Origin of the sequence: Actinokineospora iranica, assembly GCF_900101685.1 — a bacterium.
Lineage (GTDB): Bacteria > Actinomycetota > Actinomycetes > Mycobacteriales > Pseudonocardiaceae > Actinokineospora > Actinokineospora iranica.
In genome coordinates this window covers 25,477-41,692 of the sequence record NZ_FMZZ01000021.1, presented here as the reverse complement: position 1 = coordinate 41,692, position 16,216 = coordinate 25,477, and the positions used below count along the sequence as shown (strand labels likewise).

The 16,216-nt window shown below is 70.6% G+C and carries 14 protein-coding genes; 4 read left to right on the top strand and 10 right to left on the bottom strand.

What is annotated here, in order from left to right; genetic code table 11:
• Positions 1–39: 39 nt before the first annotated feature.
• Entirely contained in the window at positions 40–3,063 is a 3,024-nt protein-coding gene (locus tag BLS56_RS28270; protein WP_091457085.1) for a UPF0182 family protein, read from the bottom strand.
• Between the two features lie 268 nt (positions 3,064–3,331).
• On the opposite strand from BLS56_RS28270, the gene BLS56_RS28265 reads away from it, so the two are divergent.
• Positions 3,332–3,850 carry a PPA1309 family protein gene (locus BLS56_RS28265; protein WP_091457083.1) on the top strand — a complete coding sequence of 173 codons (519 nt, stop codon included), beginning with the start codon at positions 3,332–3,334 and terminating at the stop codon, positions 3,848–3,850.
• Between the two features lie 15 nt (positions 3,851–3,865).
• On the opposite strand, the gene BLS56_RS28260 is transcribed toward BLS56_RS28265, so the two are convergent.
• Complete coding sequence (locus BLS56_RS28260; RefSeq protein WP_091457080.1) at positions 3,866–4,966, bottom strand: YlbL family protein; 1,101 nt, start codon at positions 4,964–4,966, stop codon at positions 3,866–3,868.
• Between the two features lie 79 nt (positions 4,967–5,045).
• Here BLS56_RS28260 and BLS56_RS28255 point away from each other — a divergent pair, with 79 nt between their 5' ends.
• Complete coding sequence (locus tag BLS56_RS28255) at positions 5,046–6,386, top strand: zinc-dependent metalloprotease (RefSeq protein WP_091457077.1); 1,341 nt, start codon at positions 5,046–5,048, stop codon at positions 6,384–6,386.
• A 186-nt stretch (positions 6,387–6,572) separates the two neighbouring features.
• Here BLS56_RS28255 and BLS56_RS28250 read toward each other — a convergent pair whose 3' ends face one another.
• Positions 6,573–7,103, bottom strand: coding sequence for a M48 family metallopeptidase (locus tag BLS56_RS28250; protein ID WP_091457076.1), 531 nt, complete (start codon positions 7,101–7,103; stop codon positions 6,573–6,575).
• 110 nt (positions 7,104–7,213) lie between these two features.
• On the opposite strand from BLS56_RS28250, the gene BLS56_RS28245 reads away from it, so the two are divergent.
• Together BLS56_RS28245 and BLS56_RS28240 are read left to right on the top strand one after the other, a co-directional pair.
• Positions 7,214–8,269: a ThiF family adenylyltransferase gene (locus tag BLS56_RS28245; protein ID WP_091457073.1), complete on the top strand. Its 1,056-nt coding sequence runs from the start codon at positions 7,214–7,216 to the stop codon at positions 8,267–8,269.
• Between the two features lie 892 nt (positions 8,270–9,161).
• Positions 9,162–10,469: an ABC1 kinase family protein gene (locus tag BLS56_RS28240; protein ID WP_091457138.1), complete on the top strand. Its 1,308-nt coding sequence runs from the start codon at positions 9,162–9,164 to the stop codon at positions 10,467–10,469.
• 14 nt (positions 10,470–10,483) lie between these two features.
• On the opposite strand, the gene BLS56_RS28235 is transcribed toward BLS56_RS28240, so the two are convergent.
• The 7 genes from BLS56_RS28235 to BLS56_RS28205 all read right to left on the bottom strand — a co-directional run bounded on the left by BLS56_RS28235 (position 10,484) and on the right by BLS56_RS28205 (position 16,165).
• On the bottom strand, positions 10,484–10,675 hold the full coding sequence (locus BLS56_RS28235) for a hypothetical protein (protein ID WP_091457070.1): 192 nt from the start codon (positions 10,673–10,675) through the stop codon (positions 10,484–10,486).
• 11 nt (positions 10,676–10,686) lie between these two features.
• A complete protein-coding gene (locus BLS56_RS28230; RefSeq protein WP_091457068.1) occupies positions 10,687–11,556 on the bottom strand; it encodes a class I SAM-dependent methyltransferase in 870 nt (289 codons plus the stop codon).
• Positions 11,557–11,614: 58 nt separating this feature from the next.
• Positions 11,615–12,610, bottom strand: a complete 996-nt coding sequence (locus tag BLS56_RS28225; protein WP_091457065.1) for a DUF742 domain-containing protein — start codon at positions 12,608–12,610, stop codon at positions 11,615–11,617.
• Positions 12,611–12,784: 174 nt separating this feature from the next.
• Entirely contained in the window at positions 12,785–13,000 is a 216-nt protein-coding gene (locus BLS56_RS28220) for a hypothetical protein (protein ID WP_091457062.1), read from the bottom strand.
• Positions 12,997–13,386, bottom strand: coding sequence for a WhiB family transcriptional regulator (locus BLS56_RS28215; RefSeq protein ID WP_091457060.1), 390 nt, complete (start codon positions 13,384–13,386; stop codon positions 12,997–12,999). The genes BLS56_RS28220 and BLS56_RS28215 overlap by 4 nt, the downstream gene beginning before the upstream one ends.
• Positions 13,387–13,517: 131 nt before the next feature.
• Positions 13,518–13,922, bottom strand: a complete 405-nt coding sequence (locus BLS56_RS28210) for a hypothetical protein (protein WP_139191041.1) — start codon at positions 13,920–13,922, stop codon at positions 13,518–13,520.
• Positions 13,923–14,047: 125 nt separating this feature from the next.
• On the bottom strand, positions 14,048–16,165 hold the full coding sequence (locus tag BLS56_RS28205; protein ID WP_091457056.1) for an ATP-dependent DNA helicase UvrD2: 2,118 nt from the start codon (positions 16,163–16,165) through the stop codon (positions 14,048–14,050).
• Positions 16,166–16,216 lie beyond the last annotated feature (51 nt).

Here is a 16,216-nt window from a genome sequence, read left to right as displayed (position 1 = left end):
CGGTCAGGTGCAAATCGGGGGGCGGTCAGGTGAGTGGGGTCACCCGCCGCCGTTGGCGCCGGGGGTCGGTGACGGGGTGACGGCTGGTGAGGACGGTGGCGCCGGGGTTTGGCCTGCCTTCGCCTTGGCGGTGTCGTACTGCTTGGCCGCGGCGTCGAGTTCGGCGAGGGCCTTGCCTTGTTCGGCGAAGTCGCCGTTGCGCTGGGCTTCGCGGAGGTGGCCGATGGCGGCGTTGAGGGCTTGCACCGCTTGGTCCATCTCGGCGTTGCCGCTGCCGCCGTCGGTCGGCGGCGGGGTGTCGGTCGGCGGGGGCGACGTCGGGCTGCTGGGCGGGGGTGCGGTGTTCTCGCCGGGTTTGGTGGCCGTGTCACCGGTTCCCGGGCCGAACACCTCGTCCAGCGCCTCGTCGATGGTGGGCGCGAAGCCGACCTTGTTGCCGAAGGACACCAGAACGCGCGCGAGTTGGGGGAAGGCCTTGGCGTCCTTGCGTTGGATGTAGATGGGTTCCACGTACAACAGTCCGCCCGCGACGGGCAGTGTCAGCAGGTTGCCGAAGCGGGGTGAGACGCTGGGGTTGTTGAACAGCGTCCGGTTCTCCGCGACTTCCGGTGTGGTCTGGAACCGGTTCTGCACCTGCCCCGGACCCTCCACCTGGTCCGTTCCGGACGTGGGCAGTCGCAGAACCTTGATCTTCCCGTAACTGCCCGGGTCTGAGGACACCGAGACCCACGACGCCAGGAACTCCCGGTTGAGCAGGGTCAGCGCGCTGGTGATCTGGAAGGTCGCCTTGTCCTGTCCGGGCGCCTGGGCGAGCACGTAGTACGGCGGCTGCTTGGCCCCAGTGCCGGAGGCGTTGGGCGTGCCGTCCTCGGTGGGGTCGGCTGGCACATTCCAGAAGCTCTTCTGGGAGAAGAACTCGCCCGCGTCGGACACGTGGTACTTCGACAGCAGTTCGCGCTGGACCTTGAACAGGTCCTCCGGGTAGCGGAAGTGCGATTCGAGGTCCTTGGAGATTTCCGACTTCGGCTTCACCGTGCCGGGGAAGACGCCCTGCCATGCCTTGAGGACCGGGTCTTCCTCGTCGATCTCGTAGAGCTTCACGCTGCCGTCGTAGGCGTCGACGGTGGCTTTGACCGAGTTGCGGATGTAGCTGATCGTCCGGTTTTCCTGGCGGACGACGCCCGCGAGGGAGTCGGTCGTGGCCTCGCCGAGCGGGGTGCGCTGGGCGTACGGGTAGTTCTCCAGGGTGGTGTAGCCGTCCACGATCCACTGGATGCGGCCGTCCACGACGGCCGGGTACGGATCGCCGTCGACGGTCAGCCACGGCGCGACCATGCTCACCCGGTCCCGCGGGTTGCGGTTGTACATGATCTTCGCACCCTCGCCGATCTGCGAGGAGAACAGGATGTTGCGCTCGGTGTTGTGCGCGGCGAAGACGATCTTGTTGAACAGCCCGTCGATGGGGACGCCGCCGCTGCCGGTGTAGGCGTAGGTCTTGTCGGAGGTGTCGTACTCCATCGGCTTGTCGCCGTCCTTGCCGCCGACGATCGCGTAGTCGGTGGCGAGTTCGCCGAAGTAGATGCGCGGTTCCGTGACCTCGATCGGACCCTTGGTGTTCAGGTCGCTGACCTTGAAGACCGGGTATCCGCCCTGGTCGTTGTTCTGGCCAGTGGAGTCCTGCAGCGCGGAGTTGATGGTGTTCGCGGGCGCGGCGACGAAGCCGTGGCCGTGGGTGAAGACCATGTGCCGGTTGATCCAGCCGCCCTGCACGTCGGTCAGGCCGTTGGACTTGATCTCACGGGCGGCGACGATGTAGTCCTGGGTCTTGCCGTCGATGGTGTAGCGGTCGACGTCGAGCTTGTCCGGGAAGCCGTAGAAGTTCTCCCGGCCTTCGCGCTGGGTGAAGGTGGGCGCGAGGATGTTCGGGTCGAGCAGCCGCACGTTGGAGATGGTGTTGATGCTGCTCTGCTCGGAGCGGATCTTCGCGGGCGAGACGTCTGTGGTGCCCGCGTAGCCCTCGGTGGTCACGTGCTTGTCGGTGATCCCGAACGCGGCGCGGGTGGCTTCGATGTTGCGCTGGATGGACAGCGCTTCCTTGGTGTTCTCGTTGGGCCGCACCGAGAACTGCTGGATGACCGCGGGCCACGCCGCGCCGACGAGGATGCCGGACAGGATCAGCAGCGCGGTCGCGATCGCGGGAAGCTGGAGGTTGCGCAGGAACGCGCCCGCGAAGAACGCGACCGCGCAGAAGCCCGCGATGAACATCAGGATCAGCTTGGCGGGCAGCACCGCGTTGAGGTCGGTGAAGGTCGCGCCGCTGAAGCTGACGCCGCTGAAGCTCTCCCGCTGGGAGAACAGCAGCTCGTAGCGCTCGAAGAAGTAGTCGACGGCGTAGATCAGCACGAACACGCCCGCGGTGATCGACAGCTGCATCCGCGCGGGCGCGGCGAGCTGCCCGCCCTTGCCCGCGAGCCGGATGCCGCCGAACAGGTAGTGCGTGATGAGCGCGCCGAAGAAGGCGATGGCGACCCCGACGAACAGCCAGTTGATCACCCAGGTGATGAACGGGAGCGTGAACGCGTAGAAGCCGATGTCGATGTTGAACTGCGGGTCAGTGACGCCGAAGTTCGTCCCGTTGAGCAGCAGCTGCGTCTGCTGCCAGTCCGACTGCGCCGCCGAGCCCGCGATCAGCCCCATCACCAGCGGGATGCCGATGCCGAACAGCCGCACCCGCTGCACCACGGTGGAGCGGTAGCGGGCGAGCGGGTCGTCGGCGCTGGAGACCGGCACGAACACCGGCCGCGCGCGGTAGGCGATCCACAGGCTCAGCGCGAGCAGGCCGCCGACGAAGGCGCCGACGGCGAAGAACAGCACGATCCGCGTCCACAGGATGGTGGTGAACACCGACCGGAACCCGACCTCGCCGAACCACAGCCAGTTCACGTAGGTGCTGAGCAACCGTGATCCCACCAGCAGCAGCAGGACGAACGCGGCGGCGATGAAAAGCAGGAACCGGCTGCGACGGGACAGCTTCGGCAGGCCGATCGGGGGCCGAGTGGCCACTGGGCACGCTCCAGAGTCGCTTGCAGAGAAGTCTCGGGTGAGCCGAGGGCCCGCCCTGATTGTTCAACTCTATTAGGACGGGTTCAGGTTCCCGTGAGGGTGCCCGAAATGTGCGGATGACCTCGCGCGGGCGTCCGATCGGGTGAACTCCCGGTGGCGGGGGGACGCGGACGGGGGGATGCGACGATGTGCCGATGAGCGAGCTTGCGAGCGAACGATCAACACAGGGCGTAGCCGCGCGCGGCCACCGATCTTGTGCGGTGGCCTGGTGAGCGCTCCCGGCAACCATGACCTGCCCTCGGTGACCCGCGAGGTCGAGGAGTTCGTCTCGGCGGGCGGCTGGGACCAGCCGCCGCAGCTGTTCGCCCTGGTCCCCACCGAGCACCTGCTCCGCGAGCAGCCCGACCTCGCGGGCCAGGTCGACGCCGAGTCCACGCTGACCCCGGTCGCTCAGGAGGCGCTGGAGGAGCCCGACCTCGGGGTCGCGCTGGCCGGGATCATGTGGCCGCCGGTCGTGGCCGGGTGCGCGCTCGCGCAGGAGATCGTGATCCTGCCGCCCGAGGCGGAGGCGGACCTGCCCGAGGGCGACAGCGACGCGTTGAGCCGGATCGCCGCGACCCACCCGCAGGCCAGGGAGGCCCGGCTGGTCGCGGCCGCGCTGCGCGACGGCACGGTCGCCTGCGTGCTCAGGCTGCGCGGCGCGGAGGGCGAGCTGGACGAGATCATCGAGCACCGGGACCTGGCGGCGAACCTCACCACCGCCCTGCTCGACACACTCCGGGAGTGACCTGCCAGGCGCCTGCTAGCAGCCGGGCGCGTCCCGGCCCGCTTTCAGGTCCTCCAGCGCCCGCACCGCGCCGCCCAGGTCCTCCACCTTCACCAGGCGCAGGCCCGCGGGGGCGTTGTCCTTGGCCTCCGCGCAGTTGTCCGCGGGGACCAGGAACGTCGTCGCGCCCGCCTCCCTGGCGGCGACCATCTTGAACGGGATGCCGCCGATGCGCCCGACCCGGCCCTCGATGTCGATCTCGCCGGTGCCCGCGATGGTGGCGTTGGCGCCCAGGTCGCCGGGGGTGAGCCGGTCGACGATGGCCAGCGCGAAGATCAGCCCGGCGGACGGGCCGCCGACGTTCTGCAGGCTGATCGTGGTGGTGAACGGCACGTCCGGGCGCTCGATCGGGCCGAGCCCGATGAACCCCTCCGGCCGGTCCTCCGCGCCGTGGTCGCTTGCCTTGCCCAGGGTGAGCGTGGCCGTCTTCTCTTGGCCGTCCCGCTTGTAGGTGATCGTGACGCTCTGTCCGGGCGTGGTGCCCGCGAGCGAGGCGCGCACGTCGGCCGCGGTGACGATGGTCTTGCCGTTGACCGTCAGCAACTGGTCGCCGGGGACGAGGACCTTGTCCGCGGGGGCGCCCGCGGTGATCTGCTGGGCGATCACCTTCATCGGGTACTTGAGGTAGCGCAGCGCGGCGACCTCGGCGTTGCTCTGCGAGTCCTGAAAGAGCTTGGTGTTCTGCTCGTCTATCTCTTCCTCGGTCTCTCCGGGACGGAAGTACTCTTCGCGGGGCGCGAGCGCGTACCGCCCGCTGACCCACCGGCCGAGAGCGCCGAAGAGGGTGATGTCGTCGTTGACCGACACCGTGGTCATCCGGAGCTGACCGGTGGTCGGGTAAGTCGGCTCGCCGTCGACTTTCACCACCGGCACGCCGTCGACCGAGCCCAGGGTGTCGAAGGTCGGGCCGGGGCCGAGCGAGACGTACGGGATCGGGACGAGCACGCCGATCAGCAGCAGGGTGAGCGTGCAGACCAGGCTGGACACCAGCGTCCACCCGCGTCGGGACAGCGTTCTCGACGCGGGTTCGGCCGCTGGCGCTGGCTGCTGAGCTGGGGCGTCCGGTGGGGTGCTCACGACGTCACAGAGTACGTGCGTTCACCGAAGGCGAATCACCGGACGGCAGACCCACGGCGCCGCCGCGTACCGTGGACACATGAGCGAGTTCACGTTCGGCTTCAGCGCGCCGGACCCTGACGACCGGGACAAGAACAAGGACCCGAACTCGGGCGAGCCCGGGAAAGGCGGGGGCGCGGAAAACCCGTTCGACGCCTTCGGCCAGCTCGGCCAGATGCTCAGCCAGCTCGGGCAGATGCTCAGCCAGGCTGGCACGTCGACCGGCCCGGTGAACTACGACCTCGCCAAGCAGATCGCGGTGCAGAAGCTGTCCGGCCAGATGGGCTTCGTTGCCCCGTCGGACTCCGGCAAGGCCGTGGCCGACGCCGTGCACCTCGCCGAGATGTGGCTCGATCCGGTCACCACCCTGCCCGCGGGCGCCACCGTGACCAGGGCCTGGACCCCGCGCGACTGGGTCGAGCACACCCTGCCCACCTGGCAGCGCCTGTGCGACCCGGTGGCCCGGCGCATGTCCGGGGCCTGGGTGGAGGCGCTGCCAGCCGAGGCCAAGCAGCAGGCTGGTCCGCTGCTGGCGATGGTCGGCCAGATGGGCGGCATGGCGTTCGGCTCGCAGCTGGGCAACGCGCTGGCCCAGCTCGCCGCCGAGGTCCTGACCTCGACCGACATCGGCCTGCCCCTGGGACCCGCCGCCACCGCCGCGCTGGTCCCGGCCAACATCGAGGAGTTCACCAAGGGCCTGGAGCGGCCCGCCAGCGAGGTCATCGTCTTCCTCGCCGCGCGCGAAGCCGCCCACCAGCGCCTCTTCGCGCACGTCCCGTGGCTGCGCCAGCGCCTGCTCGCCACCGTCGAGGAGTTCGCCAGCGGCATCAAGGTAGACACCGCCGCCCTGGAGCAGTTGGCCTCCCAGGTCGACCCGTCGAACCCCGAGACCATCGAACGCGCCATGCAGTCCGGGATGCTCGAACCAGAGACCACCCCGGAGCAAAAAGCGGCCCTGACCCGCCTGGAAACCCTCCTGGCCCTGGTGGAGGGCTGGGTCGACATAGTCGTAGGCGAAGCCGTCAGCGAACGCCTCCCCGGCGCGGACGCCCTCCGCGAAACCTTGCGTCGCCGCCGCGCCTCCGGCGGCCCCGCCGAGCAGACCTTCGCCACCCTGGTCGGCCTGGAACTGCGCCCCCGCCGCCTGCGCGCCGCGGCCTCCCTCTGGCGCCTGCTCACCGACCAACACGGCATCGAGACCCGAGACGGCCTCTGGGCCCACCCCGACCTCATGCCCACCGCCGCCGACCTGGACGACCCCCTGGACTTCGCCGAACGCCTAGGCGCCAACCCCGACCTGGACGACGACCCCATCGCCCAGCTCAAGCGCACCGAACAGTCCCCCGAGTCCAAGGACGCCGAGGGCGAGAACGGGGACTAGGGGTTTCCGGGGTCTGGCAAGGGCCTGGATCGGTTGGCAAACCAGGGCGCGCCCCGGCTTGCCAACCAGGCCCGCCGCCCGACCAGGCACTCAAGCTCGTCCGTGCCCGATGGGAGCGGACCGGCACACCCGCCCCAAGCCCCATAGCCAACCCCACGAACCAACCCCCGCAAGCGAGCACCCCGGCTAGTCAGCGGCCGAAATCCCCCACCCGGCAGCGGCGGACAGCCCCTCCAGGTACCCCACAGCCCGATCCGTCCGCGGATACCGCCGCGCCAGCTCCCAGAAGTCCTCCCCGTGCCCCGGCACCAGCAGATGCGCCAACTCGTGCACCAGCACGTAGTCGAGCACCCAGGCAGGCACTTCCCGCAACCGCTCGCTCACCCGGATCGTCCGGTCGACCGGCGTGCAGGACGCCCACCGCGTCCGCATCGGCGGCACCCAGCGGACCGAGCGCGGGTCGCATGTTCCGTCGAAGTACAGCGCTGACAGCTCCCCGCAGCGCGCGAGCAGCGCGGCGTCGGAGGTCCGGGCAGGTGAGCGCCTGCGGGTTTCACTGCGCAGGAGCCTGCGCTGCATTTCCTGCACCCAGTGGGCTTCCTCCTTCTTGGAGAGCCTGGCCGGGATGAGGACGATGAGGGTGTCACCTTCGCGATAGGCGGTGACGGTGCGGGTTCTGCGCTTGCTCCTGCGCACCTCGACGCGGGGTTCGGCCACGGTGCCAACCGTAAGGGTCCGCACCGACACAACGGGAGGACCGGTGGGGTGTGACTCTCGCCTGTGGATAACTCGCTCCGCCGTTCGGCGCAATCGGGCAGCCTGGCCATATGCGAGAACAGACACTCCCCCAGCGCCCCCGCCTCCGACCGGGTGTCGCCGTGCTGCGCCGCCGGGCGGGCGAGATCCAGGTGGGTCTGCACCCGAGGCGGGCCGCGGTCGTCAGCGGCCTGCCCGATCCGGTCGTCGCGGCCGCCACCGGCCTCGACGGCGGCCACACCACGGCGGAGCTCCTAGCCGCCCTCGGTTCAGCCCACCGGCCCACCATGCGCGCCCTATTGGCCGACCTGGCCAGCCACGGCCTGGTCGAGGACGCCGCCGCCCCAGGCACCCCCGTCCCGCGGCGACTGGCCGCCGATCAGACAACCGCCGCCCTACGCGCCCCCGTCGCCGCTCTGGCCGACCGTTCCAAAGCGGCCGTCCACCTACGTGGCAACGGCCGGATCGCGGTGGCCCTGGCCTGTCTTCTCGCCGCGGCGGGCATCGGCCGCCTCCATGTCTCCGCGGAGGGCACGGTCACCGCGGAAGACGTGGGCGCGGGCCTGCGCCCGGCGGACATCGGCCGCCCCCGCCAGGCCGCCGCGCACGACGCCGTCCACCGCACCGACGACACGGTCCGCACCCAACGCTTCACCCGCAAGCGGCCCGACCTGGTGATCCTCACCGACGCCCTGGTCCCCGACCCCCACCTGGTGATCTCCCTGATCGCCGACGCCGTCCCCCATCTCTGCGTGCGGGTCCGCGACGGCGTCGGCATCGTCGGCCCGATGGTCGTCCCCGGCATCACCAGCTGTCTCCGCTGCGCCGACCGCCACCGAGCCGACATCGACCCCTGCTGGCCCACCGTCGCCGCCCAACTGGCGGGCCGAACCCAACTGGTCGACCTGGCCACTGTCCACGCCACCGCCGGTGTAGCCGCCGCCCAGGTCATCGACGCCCTCGGCTGGCTGCACGCCCCCGACCCCAACCCACCCGCGGTCTGGAACGCCGCCATCGAAATCGACCCCTTCGCCGCGACCGTCGAACACCGCCCCTGGACCCCCCACCCGGCCTGCGACTGCCGAGCCGCCACCCACCCCACCTACCGCCGCCCCCGTAGCCGATGACAACCACAACGGAACAACCCCCACGACCCAACCGCCCAACCGCCCAACCGCCCAACCGCCCAACCGCCCAACCGCCCAACCGCCCAACCGCCCAACCGCCCAACCGCCCAGGACCGGACACGACCACACCACCTCCCCAAGCGCACAGCGCTCACCAGCGGAAACCCACCCCAGCCGCGAACAACCGCACCACGGGAGTCAGCCACCAGTCAGCCCCAGACCGCACTCAGTCCCCGGGACCGCTCAACCCCACACGGCCACTCAGCCCCACCCAGCCGTTCAACCCACACGGCCGCTCAACCCCACGTGGCTGACTCCCGAACGCCGCTCAGCCCCCACGCCCAGGCACACCCGAGCACCTGCCGGACCGCGAACAGAGGCCCGCCCAGCGCTGGATGGTTGCGGTGCGGCACACCCGCCCCCAGCCAGGCCGCACCGACGCCCGCCCAGTGCTCGATGGGGTGGAGTGGTTTCTTTGGGGGTGAAGGAAGATCCCTGAACTCGCCGTGGTCGTGGGGCCGAAGGCTCCCCACCCGTCTTTCCCCGCGACGGGATCTTCCTTCGTAGGGGCCCCGAAGAAACCACTCCACCCCATCGAGCCAACCCCGACAGCCACACCCCACGCGGCCGATCAGCCCGCGAGGTGCCCACGCGGTCGCCCGCCGTCGAAGCACAGGTCGCGGACAACCAGCACAGCGCCTGACCACAGGCCGTGACGACGAACAGCAGGCAAGCCCGCGCAGCAGCCGAATGCGCGCGCAGGCGGTCCGCAGCCGTCGACAATGCGTGTTCGGAGCCTGTTCCAGGGCGAATGTGAGCAGCCCGCATGTGACCACCGGGTATTTTCGTAGGGTCCGCCGCCTGGGCAAGGGAGAATCGGCTCGTGACCGAGATGCCACGCAAGACTGTCGCGCGCACCGCGCGGCTCGCCAGCATTCCTCTTGGGGTGGCGGGGCGGGCGGTGGGCGGCTGGGGGAAGCGGCTCGCCGGGCAGAGCGCCGACGACGTCAGCGCCGAGTTGTCCGCGCGCACGGCTGAGCAGTTGTTCGCCGTGTTGGGGCAGCTCAAGGGCGGTGCGATGAAGTTCGGGCAAGCGCTTTCGGTCTTCGAGGCCGCGGTGCCCCCGAAGTTGGCCGAGCCCTACCGGGAGGCGTTGACCAAGCTACAGGCAGCGGCGCCGCCGATGAGCGCGCAGACCACGCACCGGGTGCTGGGGCAGCAGTTGGGGCGGGACTGGGCGAAGCGGTTCGCCGAGTTCGACGACACGCCTGCCGCGTCGGCGAGTATCGGGCAGGTCCACAAGGCGGTGTGGCACGACGGCAGGCAGGTCGCGGTCAAGGTGCAGTACCCGGGGGCCGACGAGGCGCTGCTGTCGGATCTGCGCCAGCTTCAGCGGTTCAGCAGGCTGTTCCAGCCGTTCGCGCCGGGTATGGAGATCAAGCCGCTGCTACAGGAACTCGCCGACCGGATGACCGAGGAGTTGGACTACCGGGCGGAGGCCGAGAACCAGCGCGTCTTCGCGAAGGCGTTCGCCGGTGACGACCGCGTGCTGGTCCCGAGGGTCGTGGCGAGCGCCCCGAAGGTCACCGTGACCGAGTGGGTCGACGGCCGCCCGCTGGCCGCGATCATCAAGGACGGCGACCGCGAGGAACGCGACATCGCGGGCACGCTCCTGTCGGAGTTCCACTTCTCCTCACCTGCCCGGACGGGTCTGCTGCACTCCGACCCGCACCCGGGCAACTTCATGATCACCCCCGACGGCAGGCTCTGCGTCATCGACTTCGGCGCCGTCGCCCGCCTCCCCGAAGGTCTCCCGCGCCCCCTGGGCCAGATGACCCGCCTGTCCTTGCAGGGCCGCTCGACGCAGCTGATGGAACTCATGCGCGACGAGGGCTTCATCCGCCCCGGGATGCAACTGGACGCCGACGACGTGTTGGCTTACCTGGCGCCGTTCGCCGAGCCAGCCGCGGTGGAGACCTTCCACTTCACCCGCCGCTGGATGCGCCGCCAAGCGGGCCGTGTCGGCGACCTGCGCGGCCAGGACTTCAAAACCGGCCGCTCGCTGAACCTGCCCCCGCAGTATCTCCTGGTCCAGCGCGTCACCGCGGGCGCGACCGGCATCCTCTGCCAGCTTGACGCCAGGGTCCCGGTGCGCGCCATCATCTCCCGCTGGCAACCCGGTTTCGCCGACGAAGACTGACCGAACAGCCTGTCTTACGACCGGTCCTGGCCGAGCCAGTACTCCGGGGGCAGCTTGCCCTCGATGTCGCGGACGTGCCGTCGGGCGCAGGCAGGGCACAGCCAGCGGGGGCCGGGTTCGCGCGCCCAGGCGAGCGCGTCGGCGGGCGGGTCGTCGGCGCGGGCGCGGCCGCAGAGCGAGCAGGTGGTTGAACAGGCCGGAGTCATGCCGTCCGACGCTACGCCGCGCGGCCCAGGTGCACGGTGGACGCGCCGAGGACGAACACGTCGTCGCGGGCCGCCACCCAATCCGGGCCGGTCGGGTCGAGCAGCCGGGCCAGGGCGGCCTGGTCGGACTCCGACAGCCGTTCCGCGCAGACCCGGGCGTACATGCCGAGCCAGTCCGCGACCGACAGCCTGACCTGCTCGGACGCTGGCGCGGGCAGGTCGACCAGGTAGCTGAACGAGGTGATGTCGACCAGCCCTGCCTCGCCCAGCACCCGGTTCCAGCCGACCGGGGTGCGGACCGCGCCTTCGATGCCCGCGCGCATCTCGGCGAACCACTCGCCGCGCGCGGCGATCAGCCGGTCCTGCAACCCGGGCTCGCCGACGCCGACGTCCCAGGGCAGGCACCGGGTGCTGAGCCCGCCTTCGCCCAGCGCGAGCACCCCGCCCGGCCGCAGCAGCCGGGCCAGGCCCGCGACTCCGCGCCGCTCGTCGGGCAGGTGGTGCACCACGCGCGAGGCCCACACCAGGTCGGCGGCGGGCACCAGGTCGGCGAGGCCGTCGGCGGCGGCGTCGGCCAGGACGGTGACGACTTCGACCCGGTCGCCCGCGACCGCGGCGACCTGTTCCGCCGCGACGGCCTGCAACTCCGGGACCGCGTCGACCAGCACGATCCGCCCGCCTGAGCGCGCGGCGATGGCAGCGGTCAGCGCGGCGGCCATGCCGCCGGAGCCGGACCCGACGTCGACGACGGTCGCGCCGGGCGGCAGCGGCTCCACCAGTCGGTCGGCGACCCAGCCGTTGACCTCGGCCTCGATCGCGTCGGTCCGCCGCATCGGGGCGAGTCGGGTGGTCCAGTCGATGCCGTCGTGGGTGTGCGCCATGGCTGAGACGTTAGTGAAGGCCGTCTCCACTGGGGTGGAAACGGCCTTCACTGACCTCTTAGAGCTTCCGCAATCCGGCTAAGACCCGTTCCATGAACTCCAGGTTCGGCGCCGCGCTCGCTATCTGGTGCACGGTAAGCACGCCACGGTCGGCGAGGTCGCCGATGAGCACGCGCGCCACGCCCAGCGGCAGGCCCAGCAGCGCGGCGATCTCGGCGACCGACCGGGGCCGGGCGCACAGGTCGGCGATGGCCCGGTGCTCCCACGACACCGGCGGCCCGTGGACCGCCGTGGAGACCAGGGCTTCCAGGGCGAGGTCGCTGCGGGCGCGGGTGCGTCCGCCGGTCCACGCGTAGGGCCGGACCAGCGCGTGGGACTCGGGCCTGCTCAGCCAGTCGGCGTGGTCGTCCGACCAGTGCCGAGGGCTTCCGCCACGGTCGTCCTCCGACTCCGCCCAGGAGCCAGACTCAGGCGAACCAGACCGGTCAGCGAACTCACCAGACCAAGAACCAGATTCAGACGAACCCAACCGTCCGGTGAGCTCGCCGGACCAGCGCCGAGGGCTTTCACCAGGGTCATGCCCCGACTCCCGCGAAGCAGACTCCGGCGAATCCGACCCGTCGGTGAGCTCACCGGACCAGCGGGTTCCGCCGAGGTCGCGCTCGGGCTCTCGTTCCCGCGCCTGGATGAGGGGTTCGGGCGGGTCGAGCCAGTCGTCGTGTTCGTCGGACCAGCTCGGGGAGTTGCCGACGAGGCCGGGGACCGTCGGTGGGTCGTAGGGCCCGCTCTGTGGTTGGTCGGATTGCTCGTCGGTCTGAGCGGGTTCGTCCGCCGGATCGTCGTCGCGGGGTTTGCGCTTGCGCCCGCCGAATCGGGCGCCGACCAGGCCGACCTCGGATTCGGGGTCGGGGGGTTCGAGCAGCGGATCGTCCTCGTCGGATTCGTCGGGTGCGATCCGCCATTGTCCGGGAGGGCCGAAGCGCGCACCGGTGCGCCCGACCTCGGTCCTGCGTTTTCGCCTGCGCCTGCCACCGGCGGCGCCTGTGTCGAACATTTGCATCACCACGTCAGCCCCAAGGCGCGTCGTGAACAGGGGAGGCCAACCGTAGCGGCGGGGTGCATGTGGGCGGTGACAGGTCAGTTTCCATCGCGTTTCCCAACCCTAAGGACGAAGCCCGCCCCGGTGTGAGCCGGAGCGGGCTTCGTGTCGGTTTTTCGCGGTTGGGTTTTACAGAATGGCGTTCACGCGGTCGGCGCGCCGCGCCGCCCACTTCGCGAGCCGGTCCCAGCGCTTGGCCGCGCCCAGCAGGCGAACCAGGCGACGCGCACGCGCCACCTGCTCCGCCTCGCGCATTCGCGATCTCGCGAGATCTTCATAAATCAGCATTTGCTGACTCCCCTGTGGCCTGAAGTTGTACATCGGGTCTTTCAGCAGCGCGTTCATGCGGCGACCTCGTCCCGGTTCTGGGCGGCCTGCTCGGCCGCCGCGCGGGCGACATCTTCCTTGCGCGGGCGGCCACGGGGCCGCTTGCGGGCGATGACGACGCCGCGTTCGAAGATCTCGCCGCCCCAGACCCCCCAGGGCTCGTGCCGGGCGAGGGCTGAGGCCAGGCACGCGGCGCGCACCGGGCAGTCCCCGCACAGCCCCTTCGCGCGCTCCAACTCGGCGGGCGCGTCGGCGAACCACAGGTCCGGGTTGTCGTTCGACCGGCAGGGCAGGTCCATGCCCGCGGCGGGAGCGGCGTCCAGCAGCTCGCTCACCCCGGAACCCGGAGGGCCCATCAGGTCGTTGAGTGCTCCGCCAGTGAGCGGAACAGTGGCGGTTGACATGGTGTAAAGCTCCTGACTCTCTTGAAAAATTGGGAAAACCGTTGCGGTGTAACCACATTCGACAAACAAAAAGGCCGCGGATTCCGGTGTCGGAGTCCGCGGCCTCGGGGCCAGGAGTGCTTGACAGCGCGTCAAGTCCTCCAGCCCGAGTATGCGGACAGGCGGGTGCTGACATCGAGGGTGCGGACGTGCGTCCACGCGGCGGCTGGCACGGTCGAGGCGACCGGCTTGACCGCAATGGCCATGGCCGGGCTGGTCACGACGACGCCGGTTTTGGGAGCGGCGGCGGCCGTGCGCGCGGTGGCGCCGACAATGGCGCGCCGTTCACGCTGGACACGGATGACGTCGACCGCTCGGCCGCCCGCGAACGGACGCAGACCGGTGCCGCGGGACACAGCGGTGCCTGCGGACGCGGTGCCAGAGCACGCGGCAGCACCCATGGCGGTGATACCGAAGGACGCGACAGCGCCGAGAGGCGCGGCGAAGCCGTCGGACAGCACGTGGCCAAGGGTCTGCTTCATCATGAAGATCTCCACGTTGGCCACCTCCCCAGTTGTCCTCGGGCCGAAAGTCTTCGGGGCACTTCGTGCCCCGCTATTGCAGGTTATTGGCCTTCACTGAGGCCGTGCAACCGATTTTCCAGAACTTCCGGTGACCCCGGTCACAGACCACCCGAACGGGTGGCCGCGTCGATGACCGACAGGACTTCAGGGCCGAATTTGTCCAGTTTGGTGGCTCCGACACCGGATATGGCCACGAGCGCGGCCCGATCCGCCGGACGTTGTTCGGCGATGGCCAGGAGTGTGGCGTCGGTGAAGATGACGTACGCGGGCACCTTGAGCGCCTTCGACCGCTCCATCCGCCACTCGCGCAGCCGGTCGAGCAGGCTCTGGTCCAGGTCCGACGGGCAGCTCTCGCAGCGGCCCAGCTTCGTGGGCATCGTGCCGATCAGCTTGTCGCCGCACACCCGGCAGTACCGGACCGGCGTCATCGCGCGGCCCATGACGGGCCGGGTGTCGCGCTGCCGCGTCGCCGCTATCCGCGCGGTCGGATGGTTGTCCGGGATCAGGCCGTAGAGGAACCGGCTGCGCCTGCGGTAGCGCTTACCGCCCTCGGTGCGCGACAGCGCCCAGGACAACGCCAGGTGTTCGCGCGCGCGGGTGACACCGACGTAGAGCAGGCGGCGCTCTTCCTCGATGGCGGCGTCGTCGCCGTCGGCGTGCTGGATCGGGACCGTGCCGTCCACCAGGCCGACGAGGAACACCGCGTCCCACTCCAGGCCTTTCGCCGCGTGCAGCGAGGCCAGGGTGACGCCCTCGACCGTCGGCGGGTGCTGCGCCTGCGCGCGCATCTCCAACTCGTTGGCGTAGCGCGGTAGGTCTGCCCGCGCGTCGGTAGCCACCAGTTCCTCGGCCAACTCCACCAAGGCAAGCAGCGACTCCCACCGCTCGCGGGCCTTGCCGCCCGACGGCGGTTCCGCGGTCAGGCCGAACGGCTCAAGCAGACCGCGCACGATCGCGGGAAGCTCGCCCTCGGGCGGGTCGCCGCACGCCTTCCGCAACGCGGCCATGGCCTGGCGGACCTCTTGGCGGGCGAAGAAGCGCTCGCCTCCGCGAACCAGGTAAGGGATGTCCAGCTCGGCCAACGCCTGCTCGTAGACCTCGGACTGCGCGTTGACCCGGTAGAGCACCGCGATCTCGCTGAGCGCGGTGCCCGCGTCGACCAGGTCCTTGATCCGCGCGGCGACCGCCTTGGCCTCGGTCGGCTCGTCGTCGTGCTCGGCGTAGGTGGGCTCGGGGCCGTTCGGGCGCTGCCCGATGAGCCGCAGCCGCGAGCCTGCCGGGCGGTCGCGCGCGGCGGAGATGACCCGGTTGGCCAGCGACACGACCTGCGGCGTCGACCGGTAGTCACGCTCAAGGCGGACGACGGTGGCCTCCGGGAAGCGGCGGGTGAAGTCGAGCAGCGGTCGCGGGGAGGCGCCCGCGAAGGAGTAGATGGTCTGGTTGGCGTCGCCGACCACGGTCAGGTCGTCGCGTCGGCCCAGCCAGGCGTCGAGCACGCGCTGCTGCAACGGGGTGACGTCCTGGTACTCGTCCACGACGAAGCAGCGGTAGCGGTCCCGGAACTCTTCCGCGACCGCGGAGTGCTCTTCTAACGCCGCGGCGGTATGCAGCAAGAGGTCGTCGAAGTCGAGTTGCCGCGCGGCGTTCTTAGCCGCCTCGTAGGCGGCATAGACCTTGGCTACCTGCTCGGCGGCTACCGGTGTCTCCCGCCGGGCGCGCGCGACGGCGGCCGGGTAGTCCTCCGGGGCCACCAGCGACGCCTTGGCCCACTCGATCTCGCTCGCCAGGTCGCGCAGGGTCTCCCGCTCGGTGCCCACCCCGGCGCGGTGCGCGGCCTGCCCGACCAGCCGCAGCTTGCCGTCGAGCAGGTCCCACTGCTGGTCGCCGACCACCCTCGGCCAGAAGTAGCGAAGCTGGCGCAGCGCGGCGGCGTGGAACGTGCGGGCCTGCGCGCCGGGCACGCCCAGCGCCAGCAGCCGGGTCCGCAACTCCCCCGCCGCGCGCGCGGTGAACGTGACCGCGAGGACCTGACCAGCGGAAACGTGCCCGGCGTGAATCAGGTGCGCGATCCTGCGGACGATCGTTCGGGTCTTGCCGGTGCCCGCGCCCGCGAGCACGCAGACCGGCCCCCGGGGCGCGGTGACGGCGGCGAGTTGTTCCGGGTCGAGCCCGGCCAGCAGGTCCGTGGGTCCGCGTTCGCCAGCCATGGGGTGCATCCTGACAGAGCGCGCCCGCCTGCCGGGGGACCCCGCCCCGTATCCTGGGGG

Excerpts from the sequence above, each read along its gene's own strand:
- BLS56_RS28255 (WP_091457077.1), top strand. The coding sequence starts at position 5,046 with ATGAGCGAGTTCACGTTCGGCTTCAGCGCGCCGGACCCTGACGACCGG.
- BLS56_RS28245 (WP_091457073.1), top strand. The coding sequence starts at position 7,214 with ATGCGAGAACAGACACTCCCCCAGCGCCCCCGCCTCCGACCGGGTGTC.
- BLS56_RS28240 (WP_091457138.1), top strand. The coding sequence starts at position 9,162 with ATGCCACGCAAGACTGTCGCGCGCACCGCGCGGCTCGCCAGCATTCCT.
- BLS56_RS28235 (WP_091457070.1), bottom strand. The coding sequence starts at position 10,675 with ATGACTCCGGCCTGTTCAACCACCTGCTCGCTCTGCGGCCGCGCCCGC.
- BLS56_RS28230 (WP_091457068.1), bottom strand. The coding sequence starts at position 11,556 with ATGGCGCACACCCACGACGGCATCGACTGGACCACCCGACTCGCCCCG.
- BLS56_RS28225 (WP_091457065.1), bottom strand. The coding sequence starts at position 12,610 with ATGTTCGACACAGGCGCCGCCGGTGGCAGGCGCAGGCGAAAACGCAGG.
- BLS56_RS28220 (WP_091457062.1), bottom strand. The coding sequence starts at position 13,000 with ATGAACGCGCTGCTGAAAGACCCGATGTACAACTTCAGGCCACAGGGG.
- BLS56_RS28215 (WP_091457060.1), bottom strand. The coding sequence starts at position 13,386 with ATGTCAACCGCCACTGTTCCGCTCACTGGCGGAGCACTCAACGACCTG.
- BLS56_RS28205 (WP_091457056.1), bottom strand. The coding sequence starts at position 16,165 with ATGCACCCCATGGCTGGCGAACGCGGACCCACGGACCTGCTGGCCGGG.